At 46.4% G+C, this 15860-nt stretch carries 14 protein-coding genes; all 14 read right to left on the minus strand.

Annotation, left to right across the window (positions count from 1 at the left end):
• Window positions 1–152: 152 nt before the first annotated feature.
• The gene (locus PAHA3_RS13200; protein WP_371327938.1) at window positions 153–1442 is read right to left on the minus strand and encodes a multi-tm2 domain protein; all 1290 of its coding nucleotides are present in this window, start codon (window positions 1440–1442) and stop codon (window positions 153–155) included.
• A 37-nt stretch (window positions 1443–1479) separates the two neighbouring features.
• The gene (locus PAHA3_RS13205) at window positions 1480–1932 is read right to left on the minus strand and encodes a hypothetical protein (RefSeq protein WP_062835154.1); all 453 of its coding nucleotides are present in this window, start codon (window positions 1930–1932) and stop codon (window positions 1480–1482) included.
• Window positions 1925–2551: an RNA polymerase sigma factor gene (locus tag PAHA3_RS13210; RefSeq protein ID WP_235599437.1), complete on the minus strand. Its 627-nt coding sequence runs from the start codon at window positions 2549–2551 to the stop codon at window positions 1925–1927. The genes PAHA3_RS13205 and PAHA3_RS13210 overlap by 8 nt, the downstream gene beginning before the upstream one ends.
• Window positions 2552–2671: 120 nt before the next feature.
• Window positions 2672–3376, minus strand: coding sequence for a DnaD domain-containing protein (locus tag PAHA3_RS13215; RefSeq protein ID WP_082762797.1), 705 nt, complete (start codon window positions 3374–3376; stop codon window positions 2672–2674).
• A 20-nt stretch (window positions 3377–3396) separates the two neighbouring features.
• The gene (gene asnS, locus PAHA3_RS13220) at window positions 3397–4692 is read right to left on the minus strand and encodes an asparagine--tRNA ligase (RefSeq protein WP_062835156.1); all 1296 of its coding nucleotides are present in this window, start codon (window positions 4690–4692) and stop codon (window positions 3397–3399) included.
• A gap of 100 nt (window positions 4693–4792) precedes the next feature.
• On the minus strand, window positions 4793–5998 hold the full coding sequence (locus tag PAHA3_RS13225; protein ID WP_062835157.1) for an acetate/propionate family kinase: 1206 nt from the start codon (window positions 5996–5998) through the stop codon (window positions 4793–4795).
• The gene (locus PAHA3_RS13230) at window positions 5995–6867 is read right to left on the minus strand and encodes a 3-hydroxyacyl-CoA dehydrogenase family protein (protein ID WP_062835158.1); all 873 of its coding nucleotides are present in this window, start codon (window positions 6865–6867) and stop codon (window positions 5995–5997) included. The genes PAHA3_RS13225 and PAHA3_RS13230 overlap by 4 nt, the downstream gene beginning before the upstream one ends.
• A 133-nt stretch (window positions 6868–7000) precedes the next feature.
• Window positions 7001–8503: an AAA family ATPase gene (locus PAHA3_RS13235; RefSeq protein WP_062835159.1), complete on the minus strand. Its 1503-nt coding sequence runs from the start codon at window positions 8501–8503 to the stop codon at window positions 7001–7003.
• Window positions 8496–9023, minus strand: coding sequence for a hypothetical protein (locus tag PAHA3_RS13240; protein ID WP_062835160.1), 528 nt, complete (start codon window positions 9021–9023; stop codon window positions 8496–8498). The genes PAHA3_RS13235 and PAHA3_RS13240 overlap by 8 nt, the downstream gene beginning before the upstream one ends.
• A 422-nt stretch (window positions 9024–9445) precedes the next feature.
• On the minus strand, window positions 9446–9976 hold the full coding sequence (locus tag PAHA3_RS13245) for a DUF5590 domain-containing protein (RefSeq protein ID WP_062835161.1): 531 nt from the start codon (window positions 9974–9976) through the stop codon (window positions 9446–9448).
• Between the two features lie 39 nt (window positions 9977–10015).
• Window positions 10016–11320, minus strand: a complete 1305-nt coding sequence (locus PAHA3_RS13250; protein ID WP_062835162.1) for an amidohydrolase — start codon at window positions 11318–11320, stop codon at window positions 10016–10018.
• Window positions 11307–11960 (minus strand): redox-sensing transcriptional repressor Rex, encoded by a 654-nt coding sequence (locus PAHA3_RS13255; protein WP_062835163.1) that lies wholly within the window; start codon window positions 11958–11960, stop codon window positions 11307–11309. Before PAHA3_RS13255 ends, PAHA3_RS13250 begins: the two co-directional genes overlap by 14 nt.
• 218 nt (window positions 11961–12178) lie before the next feature.
• The gene (gene dinG, locus PAHA3_RS13260; RefSeq protein ID WP_062835164.1) at window positions 12179–15040 is read right to left on the minus strand and encodes an ATP-dependent DNA helicase DinG; all 2862 of its coding nucleotides are present in this window, start codon (window positions 15038–15040) and stop codon (window positions 12179–12181) included.
• A 141-nt stretch (window positions 15041–15181) separates the two neighbouring features.
• Entirely contained in the window at window positions 15182–15805 is a 624-nt protein-coding gene (locus tag PAHA3_RS13265; protein ID WP_313771433.1) for a tetratricopeptide repeat protein, read from the minus strand.
• Between the last annotated feature and the right edge of the window lie 55 nt (window positions 15806–15860).

The raw sequence follows: 15860 nt of genomic DNA on the forward strand, positions 1-15860 counted from the left end.
TTAAAATCAAAGCTGCACAATATAAAAACACGCCAAGGCTGATATACATAGGCCTCGGCGTGTTTTTTTGTTATGAGATAACAGCGATTGACAGGTTGCTCTGTCATCGAAGTGTCAGTGTAAATAATCTTTAATTCAACTTGGATCGTAAATTACAGTCGATCATCCCGATCCTTGAATAAAAAGAGGCTGTCTGCTCCCTCATCATTTTGATGAGCAGCACTTTGGATACCCGTCCCCCGTTGCTTGCCAAACAGCAGTTTCAAGCCGCCAAAAATGAGCAGCAAGGATACAATGACGGTATTCAAATAGGAACGTATCTCATACGTCATAAATGCATTAGGGAAGAGCTCATTCAACTGTGGAATGACAAGACGGATTGTCAGGTAATATAGACCCAGCGCGGCAATTCCAAATCCAATCAGACGCTGATGGCGGGCCCAGTCTTTGAAGATCGGTTGATCAACCAATGGTTCGCGTCCATAACGACTGGAGCACTGTAGCCCGTCAAAGAAGCTGTAGAACCAGACCAGTGGAATCATGAACAGAAACACCGATAAGTGAAGCAGGTCCAGCACATAGATGCTGCCCAGGAACAGGAACATCAATTGCATGCCTCTTTTCTGCAAACCCAGATATAGATGACCTGCACCTGGAAAAGCGGATAGCAGCGTTGCAAGCACTTTGCTACGTCGTCCGGCTACTCTGCCCATCTCCAATTCCTCGAATAATGTCCGATCCTGCAACACCTCACCAGCCTGCTTACGGTGGACATGCTGAACCGCATCAAACATGCAGTATACCCATATTACAGGCAGAATGAGCAGGAACATTAAAAATACGGATTCATTGGTGATCGAAGCCACGAAAACCATCATGGCAAATGATCCAAAGAACGCCATCAGGAACGACAACCCGCGATGTAACAATCCCAGATGAAGATGTCCTAATCCAGGAACAAATGAGAGCAAAATAGTAAAGAATCGTTCACCCTCACTGCCTTTTCGATACATGGGTTGACCATAGGGCCCATCAGGGTGAGCATATTCACTACCCGGATGCTGATGCAGCTCATCTTCATTCATATGGTCCATAGGCCCTTGCTGGCCCATGTGTGCTCCCTGATAGGCTGCTCCTGGATGTTGCGGTCCGTAATGTGCTCCATATCCCCTGTAATGAGCATCTCGGGCAGAAGGCGCACGGAGCAGAACAATAATCATGTCCAGCATACTAATCCCCCAGAAGAAGGCCGCAAAAAGTGCACCGAAAATCATTAAATCTTGTTCATTAATGACCATTGCCAGCATGAATGAGCCAACAGCTGTTCCAAAAAAAAGTAATGGATAGATCACAGCCCTTGCGGCTCGACCCCAATACATAAAACCAAGACCGGGTATCAGGTTTAATAGAAATGCGAGTAATTTGTTACGATCTGAGTGCACAGTCGTCATCCTTTCTTTTCAGGCAATGCGAAACCATTTATGGTTTAGGCTTGAAGTTATCCAGCCATGAAGTGGCTGCCTCCGTCCATTTCTCCGTAAAAGACCCTCTGTGGTCGCCATCCTGGAACTTGTGATAAGGTGCTACCTTGTCAAAAAGTCCTGACGAGAGGAAGATCAATGTCAAACAGGCTGCGACCGCGTAATGGAACACTTTATGATCAAGCCAGCGCCGGTTTCGTCCAGCACGGGATTTGCGTTGTGATTGGGTTGGTTGAATACCCTCAATCCGATGCATGACTGAATCCGCAAACCCTGTCGGGTCATGTAGCGGAGGCAGCTCCCCATGGATACCGAGCGCTTCCAGATAGCTGTCCATCGCATCTGCGTCTTCCATCAGAAGCTGTTCCATCCGGTTCACTTGAGTTTCACTCATACGCCCTTCAATATAATCAGTCCATTGTGCAGCGGTATACTTCTCCTGTTTACTCACGCCATTCATCCTCCTTCCAATGATTCCGAATCCACTGCCGGGCACGATACAAGCGAGATTCCACGGTCTTCACAGCCACCTGTGCATCACTGGCAATCTGCTCATAATTTTTTTCACCTAAATAATACGCAGTAATAATATCACGGTGCTGAGCAGGCAACTGATTAATTCGTTCGCGAAGTTTATCCTGACGTTCTTCACGAACGAGACGGGCAAGAACGTCTTCATCCCGTCCGGGCATATTTATTATTTTTTCTTCTCCGCCCAGATCCTCAGCACTTCGTCTGCCCAGCTTGCGTTTGGCATCAATCGCTTTGTGAAAGGCGATTCGGGTTAACCACGTTTTGAAACCTTCGGAACGGTAGTCGGGGAGAGACTTATACATCTGTATGAACGCCTCCTGAGCTGCATCCTGTGCTTCCTGATCGTTCCTGAGTACGGAATAGGCCACATGGTATACATGCTGGCTATACTTATCAATCAGAGTACGCATCTGGGATGTATCTCCTTGACGGATTTGTTCGATTACGCGCGCTTCATCAATAACTCTCCCCTCCTCTCCAATACAATAGACGACAGCTTGTGTGGTAACCCCTGCGTGATCCATCAATTTTTTCAAAACAAAGTGAATTCATTGCCTGAAAGTTTGGTGCCGCTGATAACTCATCAACTCATACTCCCAAAAAAAACAGGCACAGAATGACTTCTGGCCTGTTTCTTGTTCTTGCCTACGCTTGAATCAACGTCCACCATTACGAAACCGCTGCGTGTACGCCTTCGCGTCTTGAACGGTCTTGACACGATTGCGGCTCCACTCAAGCAGAATTCGATCGATATACCGGAAATGTACTTTGCCTGCAAAAACCGCTTCCTTCAGAGCCATGAGAATCAGTTCCTCTTGATAACGATCCTGATCCAACCAGCTGGATATCGTCTCACACTCCATTGGAGATAGTGGACGGCCGAATTCTTTTTCAAAGATGGAGAACATGTTTCGTTCTTCTTCTTCTTTTTGAACACTGTTCGAATCTTGACGTGCTGTACTGCTGCTCAGCTGCTCCGCACGGTATGCGGCTACTTCTTCGGCAGTGCACGCTGCAAGCTTGGCATATAATCCATGTAAATCATATCGCTCGTACTGGATGTCACGTTCCTCGTCACGATGCTCGTCAATCGCAATATATCCATCCCTCATCAGACGTTGCAACATTCTGGCAATGCCTTCAGGTGCAAGTCCCATACGGCCCGCAAGCTCTTCAAGCGTGGGAAACTCATTGAACTCTGCCTGACGAAACCCTAGCAGTTGAATCAGAAGAAGCACTTCTGCATCTGATAGGCCAAGCTGGTGATAATAACGTAACAACGCATACGGCAGGTGAGCTGTACCCGAAGTCATGCCATAAGCTGCTCCATCCAACCACGCTTTGGATGTGGTGTCTTCCATAGACGCTCCTCGGTTAAGCATTAAGGGTACAGACGATAGAGCATACGTGGGAATGCGATTGTTTCACGTACATGATCCAATCCACAGATCCATGCTACCGTCCGCTCCAATCCTAGACCGAAACCGGAGTGAGGAACCGATCCGTATTTACGTAGATCCAGATACCATTGGTAAGCTTCATCCGAAAGGTTGTGCTCCTCAAAGCGTTGTTGCATCAATTCCGGATCATCAATACGCTGCGAACCACCAATAATCTCTCCGTAGCCTTCTGGTGCGATCATATCCGCACAGAGGACAACTTCAGGACGATTCGGATCTGGTTTCATGTAGAAAGCTTTGATTCCAGCAGGGTAATGCGTTATAAAGACAGGTGTGTTGTACTTCTCAGCAATCGCTGTTTCGTGTGGTGCACCAAAGTCTTCTCCCCAAGGAATATCGAAGCCTTGTCCATGCAGGAATTCAATCGCTTCATCATACGTAATACGCGGGAATGGAGCTACGATGCCTTCCAGTTTGGATACGTCACGACCGATAGATTCCAATTCTGCACGGCAGTTTTTCAACACGGATTGAACGACATGAGCAATAAATTTCTCTTGTACGCGCAGACTTTCCTCGTGATCTACAAATGCCATTTCCGGCTCAATCATCCAGAACTCAATCAAGTGACGACGTGTTTTGGACTTCTCAGCGCGGAATGTTGGACCAAATGAATATACTTTACCCAGCGCCATCGCTGCGGCTTCCATATACAATTGACCACTTTGCGTCAGATAAGCATCTTCATCAAAGTATTTGATGTGGAACAGGTTCGTTGTTCCTTCCGCAGACGATGGTGTCAAAATCGGAGGGTCCACTTGCGTGAATCCGTTACCATCAAAAAACTGCTGAACAGCCCGAATAATTTCTGCACGAATCACCATAACTGCACGTTGCTTCGTAGAACGGAGCCACAGATGACGATGGTCCATCAAGAAATCAACACCATGTTCTTTAGGCGTGATTGGATAGTTTTCAGTCAGGTGAATGATCTCCACCCCAGTAACAGTCATCTCGTAACCGGACGCACTGCGAGGTTCTTCACGAATAATACCTGTAACATACAAAGAGCTTTCTTGTGTCAAGCTCTTGGCATTGTTCCAGATCTCTTCACTAACTTCACTTTTCACAACTACCCCTTGAATATATCCGGTTCCATCACGCAGCTGCAAAAACTGAATTTTACCGCTGGAACGTTTGTTGTTAATCCAGGCACCGATTGTCACGGTTTCGCCCACATGCTCGTTCACATTACGAATTACACAATTCGTATTCATGCCATATCTCCCCTTGGTTCCTGAATTTGAAAATGCAGCGGGCAGGCTTATGCCTGTCCTCTGCACTTCCTTGTCATTCTATATTTACTTTACAGTTAGATTACTGAGAATTCAATACGATTCGGTGTGTATCGCGTGCAATAACCAATTCTTCGTTTGTTGGCACAACGAGAACTTCCACTTTGGAATTTGCTGTTGTGATCCGGCGTGGTTCGCCAGAACGAATGGCATTCAGCGCTTCATCCAGTTCAACACCCAGATAAGTGAGCTGCTCACATACTTTTTGGCGAAGAACAACGGAGTTCTCACCTACACCAGCCGTAAATACAATCACGTCTACACCATTCATTGCAGCTGCATATGAACCGATGTATTTACGCAAACGGTATTCGTACATTTCAAAAGCAAGCGTGGAGTTGGCATCGCCATTCTCCATACCTTCCGTAATCTCACGCATGTCACTGCTGATTCCGGAGATTGCAAGCAATCCACTGTGTTTATTCAACATGGAGTTCACTTCGCTTACGCTCAGTTCTTCCTTGTTCATTACATAAGGTACGATAGCTGGGTCAAGGTCACCAGAACGTGTTCCCATCATCAGACCTTCAAGCGGAGTCATACCCATCGAAGTATCCACAGATACGCCACCTTTAACTGCTGTTACACTACCACCGTTACCCACGTGACAAGTGATGATTTTCAGATCTTCCACTGGACGATCCAGATACTCGGCAGCTGCCTTGCTTACGTAATCATGGGAAGTACCATGCGCGCCGTAGCGACGTACTTTATATTTTTTGTAAAGTACACGAGGAATAGCATACAGATATGCTTTTTCCGGCATCGTTTGATGGAACGCCGTATCGAAGACCATAACCTGTGGAACTCCAGGCATATTAGCTTCAGCCGCACGAATCCCCATCATTGCTGCAGGGTTGTGGAGTGGAGCCAAGTCGAACAAACGACGAATTTCAGCTTTGGCAGCATCATCTACCAATGCAGATTCTTTAAATGCTTCACCACCGTGAACAACACGGTGTCCAACAGCTTGAATTTCACTTACGGAATCCAACACACCGTTTTCTTTGTCAGTCAAAATATCGATGACTTTACGGATTGCTGTTGTATGTTCCAGAATTTCGCTAACTTCTGTAACATCCTCACGGCCTGTCGGTTTGTGCGTCAGAATGGAGGAATCCATTCCGATCCGCTCTACCAGACCTTTAGCCAGTACAGATTCGTCAGTCATATTATACAGTTGATATTTGAGCGAGGAACTCCCCGCATTAATTACGAGTACTTTCACAGTCGGTCACCATCCTTGTCGTACTTGAAGAATCCTTCGCCTGTTTTAACACCCAGGTGTCCTGCACGCACCATTTTCTTCAGGACTGTAGAAGGACGATATTTCAATTCTCCGAATTCACGGAACATTCTTTCGAGTGCAGCTTCAACAGAATCCAATCCGAAACGATCAGCCATTTCGAGTGGTCCATGTTGGAAGTTGTATCCGATACGCATTGCATCATCGATATCTTCAGCAGATGCAACACCTTCTTGCAATACATGCAATGCTTCGTTAATCAGCAGGCAGATCAGACGGGAAGTTACGAATCCAGGGGATTCATAGATCATGACTCCTTTTTTGTCCGCTACTTCTTCTACGAAACGTCTGGTCTCTTCGAATGTGGTATCCGAAGTTTTTAGTCCACGAATAATCTCTACAAGATCAACCCGGGATACCGGGTGAATAAAGTGCATACCAATAACACGCTCTGGGTATTTGGTCGAGCTTGCAAGCTCGGTCAAACTCAGCGTGGATGTGTTACTTGCCAGAATGACATTGCTTGGGCAAACTTGGTCCAGTTGGCTGAATACTGCTTTTTTCGCATCCAGATCCTCTGAAATCGTCTCAATGACCATGTCGCAAGTTCCAAGTTCAGCCAAATGAGCTACCTTGGTAATACGGGAAAGAATCAATTTCTTCTCCGCTTTTGTAATCGCCCATTTCTCCAGTTGTTTATCCAGGTTCGTTTCAATCATGTCATATGCATGATCCAGCTTTTGTGTTGTATGCTCCACGAGAAGCACATCAAGTCCTTTGGCTGCGAGCATCTGGGAAATACCTTGTCCCATCGTACCGCCGCCGACAACTCCTATTTTTTTGAAAAACATGGTTCTGCTCCATCCTTTCGGTTCTCTATTTCTCTATTGTACCCTGTTCGCCGAAAATTACAAATTTCGACCCAACATATAATAATATCTTAGCACGAGTGAAATGTAAAAAAAAATAACCAGCATAAATAAATTATGCTGGTAAAAGGGCACTGTCACGAAATTGACAACGAAATTGCTCGCCAGACAATACTTCCTCACGAATCAGGCTGTCGAGGGAATTGTCGAAAATTGTCCGTTGTTCTTCAAGCAACCTTTTTGTCTGCTCCATAAGTTCTTGCAAAATCAATTTATTCTCCCGCATGAGCTCCTCCGTTGTGACCATATCCATGTTCACAATACCAAGTGATGTCAATCCGGAAGCCATCATCGTCTGCACCACATTGGTCGCCTGATCAAAGTCATTGCGTGACCCAGTTGAACGTCCACCGTAGTACATTTCCTCTGCAGCCGCTCCTCCGAGTGCAATCATGATCTGCTCTTCCAGAAAGCGCTTCGTATAGAGGAACTGTTCCTGCTGCGGGTTATGACGTACATATCCCAGTGCCTGCCCACGCGGACTGAGTGCCACCTGGCTTACACTGCCTGGACGAACGAGTTCAGCCATAATGGCATGTCCCAACTCATGGATGGCAACTCTTTTCTTCTCTTCCACACTGGATTCACGGTCTGTCTTCTCACCCATCATGACTTTATCAATAGCCAGGGACAAGTGCCGCTGTTCAATGTTTAACAACCCGTCCCGCATGGCGTATATTGCCGCTTCGTTCATAACACTTTCGAGCTGTGCACCGGAGAATCCATACGATTCTTCCGCTGTTTTCTCAAGGCTGACCCCTTCCAACAGAGGTTTATTGACTGCATGCAGCTCCAGTATGTGTTTTCTGCCTTTCTTATCTGGCAAGTCCACCTGAATATGACGGTCAAAACGTCCTGGACGTGTCAGAGCGCTATCCAGCATTTCTTTGCGGTTCGTTGCAGCGATAACTAAGATTCTTGGCGTATCGGAAGAATAGATTCCGTCCATTTCCGTCAAGAGCTGATTCAACGTCTGATCATACTCACGCTGTTGACCGCCTTCACGTTTCCCCCCGATAACATCGATCTCATCGATAAATATAATGGCGTTTTCCTTATTTTCCTTGGTCGCACGGGTTCTCGCGTCCTTGAACAAATCCCGAATTCTGCTGGCACCCACACCAACATACATTTCCACGAACTCACTACCTGATGCTGCTACGAAAACAGAATCCGTGTAATGGGCAGCAGCCTTGGCCATCAACGTTTTCCCTGTCCCTGGAGGGCCAGTCAGCAAGATGCCTTTTAACGGGCGAATCCCGAACTTCCGGATTTCTTCATGTTTAATGAGAAAGTCAAGTGCTTCACGCAATTCCTGCTTGGCACTGTCCTGTCCTCCAATTTCTTCAAATGTAAGTTTTGAAGGTCCTTTTTTCTTGCGTTTTCGTTCTTGTGCAGCACCTACGGTAATCCCTCCGCGCATTTGCATCATGAAGAGTAACGCTCCGACAAGCACCGCTGCAATCAGAATCGGAACAATATTAACACCAGTAAAAGCAAGGAAAATAATCAACACGGGAAAAAATCCGATGGCAACTTCTTTTGTCCACTTAGGCATTAGGCCACACTCCTATCTGACCGGGCACACGCGGCAGAATAATAAACTTGCTGGCATCTCCGTCTCTGAGACTGACATATACATTGTTGTCATCCATCGCTGTATTTACCTTAATTCCATTTGTCGCCATCTTGGACAACGTCGGTGTAATCTCGGTGTATTGCTTGTTCTCCATCGCCTGAGCTACGGTAAACATCGCATCCCCCCACCAACTCTCCAGTGCTTCACTGGAATGATCCACGACATCCAACTTAAGTGAACGTGTTCCAATCAGGGTCTGTCCTTCTTTGTGAATATATTGTACCAGTCTGCCCAAATCAACATCGGGTTGCAGATCCAGTTTCAATTGTACGTCATTGCGGTTAATAGTTAATTGAACGTCATTGACTCCATCGTACTGGGTAACCATCTTTTCAATCGGATTCTGCATAGCCACCTGACGATACACAAACCAACCTCCAAACAACACAACGGCTGAAATGACGGCAGTTAAAGCAATAGGCAATACTTTTAGCTTCAAGTGAATTACCCCTCCCAGATATTGGCCTAACCTACTGGCTTATTGGTATAATACGAATATGTGCACATAGACTCCTGCGAATATTTCGACAGGATTATTTGTTTGCAATGTAACTTTGAGTACATATCTGAGTATATCACATCGTATATACAATTTCGAAGGCGAAAATATGAATAAATTATTAATTTTAACTATTTAAATCTTTTTCATAACTCAGTAGAAATAGATTTTTGAAACTAGATATAGACAAATTGAATCGTTTTGATCTATATCTACCCTTGATTGAAGCAGCTAAAGGTATTATGAAATTGATTTATTTAAATCAAATATGTTTACAGACAACACAAAGAACCGGTTCAGTCGGATATCCGTCTGCCGGTTCTTTCTAATCATTGATTCATTAGCTAATCACTCTGTGTGTTCTAGCTATTCGGAAGAGTATAGACCAGGTCCACCTGTTCTCCATTGCTAAATCGATAAAAGCGATAGTGGTTATGCGTGCCGTCCTTATAATATACTTGCCACACATATATCCCATTCACAACTCCGGGCATGATTCGCTTAATCTCACCGGCAGGAACTTCAGAACTGAAGCGATTGCGTATTTGCGTTTCGGACATGCCGTTCTGCAGCAGCTCGCTGTGTATAGCGTTTGCCCCTGTAGCAGGTTGATTGTTTGCGTCGAATTTAACCCAGACCATCACATCCTGGTTATCCTTGTTTTTGCCGATCAGGGTCCAGTAGATGTTGTCAGAGCCTTCTTTATCTCCCCAGATGTACTTTCGCAATTCATCATAGGATGTAATGCCAAGCTGCTCCTGAGCTGCCTGTATGGCGAGCGCTTCTTCCTTGCGCTGGTCCTGCGTGACATAGACGTAATAACGCTGAAGTCCAAACAGAATCAGAGCCAGTGCAAGCAGCGAAATCCATATCCACTTCTTTTTTTTCTTCAAAAGCCGAACTTCCTTTCCCTATGATGCGCTGTCCTGCAATTAACGAGCAAGCAGACCATCAAATGCCAATTGAGACTCACGCAAAATGCGCTCTTCATCCATCGTCAGACATTCGCCATGTTTAACCACTTGTTTTCCGTCTACCCATACGTGCTCCACATCTTTGGCAGAAGCCGAGTAGATCGTATGCGAGATCAGGTCTGTATGTGGATAGAAATGTGCCTGTTCAATGTCCAGAGCGATAAAATCAGCCTTCATGCCTACCTTGAGCGCTCCGGTATTGTTCAAGAAAATGGATTTGGCGCCATATGATGTTCCAAGTAATAACGCTTCGCCTGCTGGTACTGCAGTCGGGTCACCGGACACGCCTTTGTGAATCAATGCAGCCAGTCTCATTTCCTCGAACATATCCAGGTTGTTGTTGCTTGCCGGTCCGTCTGTTCCGAGTGACACGGTAACTCCTGCTTTCAGCAAAGCAGGTACACGAGCAACACCGGAAGCCAGTTTCAGGTTACTACCCGGGTTATGGGACACAGCTACATCGTGACGGGCCAGAATTTCAATCTCTTCGTCATTCAGATGCACCGCATGTGCAACCAGGGATGGACGGGAGAAAAAGCCCAGTTTCTCCAGATGTGCCACAGGACGCAATCCATAATCAGCCACGTTCTGCTCGACTTCACGAAGCGTTTCCGACATATGTGTATGAAGGGGAAGGTTTAGATCGTTCGCGACCTGTACAAGCTTCTCTATGTAGTCTGGAGGGCATGTATATGGGGCGTGTGGCGAGATTACGGTTGTAATGCGACCATCGGCCTGTCCATTCCACTCACGCGCAAACGCAGCCGACTCCTCCAGTTTCCGCAATTGTTCTTCTTCCGAACACAGACCAATTACACCGCGTGCCAGTGCTGCTCTCACACCGGATTGTTCCACAACTTTGGCAACCTGATCCATATGGTCATACATGTCCAGAAAAGCTGTAGTTCCGCCTTTCAACATTTCAAGCACCGACAGTGAAGTTCCCCAGTATACATCTTCTGAAGTCATTTTCGCTTCCATTGGCCACATTTTTTCCTGCAACCATACTTGTAACGCAAGATCGTCTCCATGACCTCTGAGCAGCGACATTGCTGCATGACCATGCGTATTGATCAGACCCGGCAGGAAGAACAGTCCTTTTCCATCCACTTTGGTACAGTTTTCGTCTCCATCCGGCAATGTCTCACCAATATGCACAATCTTGTCATTCTCAACAACCATGTAACCTTGAATCACATTCCATGTTGCGCCTTCATTAACGGCAAATTTGCCGTTGTGAATTACCCATCTATTTGTTGTCATCTTCCTCGTCGTCCTTTCCAGTCTCCAAGTAATAGGCCAAACTAAGCAGATCCGTCGTAAAGTCTGCATGATGAATGCGGATATGCGGCGGTGTTTTTAGAATTGTTGGTGCAAAATTCAGGATCGCTTCAATTCCCGATTCAATAAGCTGATCGGCTACATTTTGGGCTTCCGTATCCGGAACCGTGATAATTCCGATGCGAATGTTATCCGTTTTCACCGCTTCCGTCAATTCATTCATTGGTTTTACCGTCAAACTGTTGATTTGACTACCAATCTTCGGTCCGTATGCATCGAATACAGCCACAATCTTCATGTTGTCTTTCAGATAAGCGTTGTAGTTGGATAAGGCCTGTCCGAGATTACCCGCTCCCACCAGAGCCACATTAATTTGCTGATCGATTTTGAGGATGTGACGAATTTTCTCAATCAAGTAGGAAACATCATAGCCGATCCCTTTTCGACCAAAATCACCGAAGTAAGCCAGGTCTTTACGAATTTGGGCCGGATTCAGATCCAGCCTCTGTCCAAGCTCTTGAGAAGACACCGTAGCTACCTCACGCTGATGCAACTCGCTCAAATAGCGCAAGTATACAGGCAGACGTCGTACCACCGCTTCCGAAATTTTATCTGATTTCATTCTTGCTCCCCCTTACCAAGCCCACGATAAAATAATAGATGAAAAGATGAGCATTCTGTATAAATTCAAAGATAGAAGTGACTTTTTATACAGAATGCTCCTTGTAATTTAGGTTATAAGTTCTTACGTGCAACTGCTTTATTCGCAAACGGAAAGATCTCATAAAGTTTAACGCCAAACTGCAGCGTCATGCAATGATATTACGAACAAAACAACCATTATTCTTGTTCTTTAGCAGGTTTTTCCAACCATTCGGTAATTCGTGGAACCATTTGCTCTGTGAGCATGTGCTCCATTTTGGGACCAGGTAATGAATATAAAAAGAATTTACCATAGTACGCTTCAATTACGCGTGTATCATAGACAATCACAATTCCTCTGTCCTTCCCGGTACGCACCAATCGGCCAAATCCCTGCTTGAAACGAATGACCGCTTGCGGCACGGACAGTTTCATGAACGGATTTTTCTTTTGCTCCTGGAGCAACTCACTCTTGGCTTCCACCAGCGGATGATTCGGTGGCTGGAACGGCAATCTTACAATAGCGAGACAGGTTAGCGCATCACCCGGGATATCTACACCCTCCCAGAAGCTGCTTGTGCCCAGAAGTACCGTAGCTTTGGCATCCTGGAACCTGCGAGTCAGCTTGGAGCGGCTTCCACTGTCCACGCCTTGCCCCAGCAACGAGATGTCGTTACCAGACAACGCCTCCTTGAGCGGATCATAGACCTGTCGCAACATCTTGTATGAAGTAAACAGAACCATCATGCGTCCACGTGTAGCAATTGCAGTCTCTGCGAGGGATTGCACCAGCATATTTACAAAGTGCGCATCACCCACACTGCCCTTCACACTCGGGAAATCACGCGGAATTACCAGAAGTGCCTGATCACGATAGTTGAAAGGTGATGGCAGCATCGACGTTAACAGCCGATTATTATCGGCGGCTTCCTGCAAGCCAAGCTGCTCAATCATGAACTGGAATGACTTATCGACAGAGAGCGTAGCCGATGTAAGCACAACGCTTTTCTTTTTGTCAAAAAACAAATCCTTAAGTTGTGCACTGACATCTACAGGTACAGCATACAGCTGAAGCGATTTGCTGCGGAACTGTCCGCTGGCTTCCATCCAGTACACCGTTTTGGCATCATCCATACGCATGAAGAACCGTAGATTCTCCTTCAACGTAGTCAGATCTTTCAGCAATCCTGTGATGTCCGTGATCAGGCTATCCGATTGATAATCATCCTGATCTTCCTTCACCTCAAGCAGCAATTTGTCCCCTTTGCGAACCAAATCGCCCAGTGTCACATAGATCTGGTTCTCCAGATCCTGCAACTCTTGCCATTTCGCAGGTTTCTGAGATGCCTTCAGACGCAGGGAAAATTGTCCTGTCTCTCCCGGTGAAGCATCACTTCGTTCAGGCAACAGCCCGAACAGAGCATCGCTCATACGATCCCATAACTCTTTGACCTCAAGAGCGAGCGGAAACATCTGATCCACCATGGAGCCCCATTGCACCGAATTTTCATGTCCGGATAACTGCGAACGAAGCATAGGCAGCTGACCATTACGACTGTCTTTAAACAGACGGGTCAGTGTATGAACCAACGTGAAATATTTCATATGCATTCCAAGATGTTTACCAGCTACATCCTCCAGATGATGGGCCTCATCGATCACAAGACTCTCATAAGCTGGCAGCAGCTGATGTGCTGCTTTGACATCCGTAAATAATTTGGAGTGATTGGTAATAACGATATCAGACAACCCGGCCTCATGTTTGGCGCGATGATAGAAACATTTGCGGAACCATGGACAGGATCTTCCCAGACAGGACTCGGATTCGCTCTGTACCGTCTCCCAGAAGTCCCCTCCGCGTCCGCTAAGGTTAAGCTCCTCATCATCTCCGGTTTCGGTCTGCGTAAGCCAAACGATCATCTGAGCGGCTGTGAAATAATCCTCTTTAGGTGTGGCGAATTCACGTTTATTGATTTTGTGTTCAAATTTGCGCAGGCACAGGTAATGTCCACGTCCTTTGAATACAGCCGCCTTAAACGGGAACGGAACCACTTGGGTCAGCATCGGAATGTCTCGCTCTCTCAATTGCTCCTGCAGATTGATCGTATGCGTACTAACCATAACTTTCTGTTCTTGCTTCACACTTTCGTAAATAGCAGGCAACAGATACCCTAGAGATTTACCGGTACCCGTTCCAGCTTCGATCAAGAGATGTTTCTCTTCATCCAAGGCTTGCCTTACACTGCTGAACATCTGAGTCTGCGCTTCACGCTCTTCGTAATGATCCAGCGTATCCTTCAGGTTCTCCCGAACCTGGTCCATAAACTGTTCGAAGCTTACACCATCGAGGGGGTTAGCCTCCCGCTCATCGCGTGGTGCACCAATATCGGTCCAATCACTTACATTAAGAGCAAGCTGACGATAATAGGTATGTCCGTCCAGATCCTGAATCGGCTCTGCTTCCTTCTCACTGCGCATTCCGTCCAAGAACCAACCCAAGTCACTGTCTTCTGGTGCAAACAGGTCACTGAGGCGCTGAATCGTTATGAGCGGTAATTCCTTTAACTCATCCAGACACTTGAGCAGCACATAGGCTGTCGCCAGTGCATCACTGTCTGCCTGGTGAGGGCGATCATGTTGAAATCCAAATTCGGAAGACACATAACCGAGTTGATAAGAACCCAGTGATGGGAATGTAATCTTCAGAAAATCAATCGTGTCCAGAATGCGTCCAGTGAACGGCAAATAACCGCAACGGTCAAGAGCATTCTGCAAAAAGTGAAAATCAAAAGCAACGTTGTGTCCAACAAGCACCACATCATTAAGCAGCGGAACCATCTCCATCATCATCTCTTCGAGTGAAGGAGCGTCCGCCACATCTTCATCGGTAATACCCGTCAACCCCGAAATAAACGGGGGAATCGGTACACCAGGGTTCACATAAGAACTATATATTTGAGTTATGCTGTAGTCATGATCTATGATGGCAAGTCCGGCCTGTATAATCTCACCGTCGGACTGCGTGCCGGTTGTTTCGAAATCCAATACGGCAAATTTCATTGCAATGTACGGTCCCTTCCATTCCAGTCTATGTTACAGCATAGCAAAAAAAAGGGGATTTGAAAATTAACTGACAAAAAAGCGGTGTCCCCGCCGCTATGCTAAAGGAGGGAACACCGTTTTTTGTCGCCGAATTCCCGCTTAATGAAGGGTCGTCAGCTGATTAGCATATTGCAATTTTCCCCTGTTCAACCTGCAAGCTTCCATGTTGTACAGTGGCTCGGTCAATGTCGGGTCATACTGAAGGGCCTGTGCAAAGAGTGAACATGCAGCTTCGGGATTGGCAAGCTTGGCTTGAATACAGCCCAAGGCGTTACATACAAGCCCTTTCAAGCGAGGTGAACCCTTAAGGTACATGATCTGCTGCAAATGTGTCCCGGCTTCCGCCATTTGTTCCAGATTCAGATACGCGAGCGCCAGGTAAAAACGAGTTAATGCACTCTCCGGATGGTCGGTCACAACCCGGGAGAACTGCATAATCGCCTGCGGATACATCTGTAATTTGAAATAACCCTGACCTCGACTGAAACATTCCAGATGGAGTTCAGGCAGAGCGGTAACAGCTTCCTGTTCCGGTTCAAGGGAAGCAGGCTTATCCATCTCCCGCTCCCTCACCTGGCTCATCTTTTCTTCAAACATCAGCCATTCATCCAGCATTCCGTCACTCATCCGCTTAAGCAAGTTCCACTTTTGCAGCAATTCTTGTTTGTTCAGGCCTTCAGCGGAAGGATAGCTCTTGATAATTTCATCTAACATGTCGTTCATTTCTGCGAAAACATGCTGGAACATCGATGCATCCCCACCCTTGAAAAAATGGATT

The sequence above is a fragment of the Paenibacillus amylolyticus genome (genome assembly GCF_001570725.1).
GTDB lineage: Bacteria > Bacillota > Bacilli > Paenibacillales > Paenibacillaceae > Paenibacillus > Paenibacillus amylolyticus_A.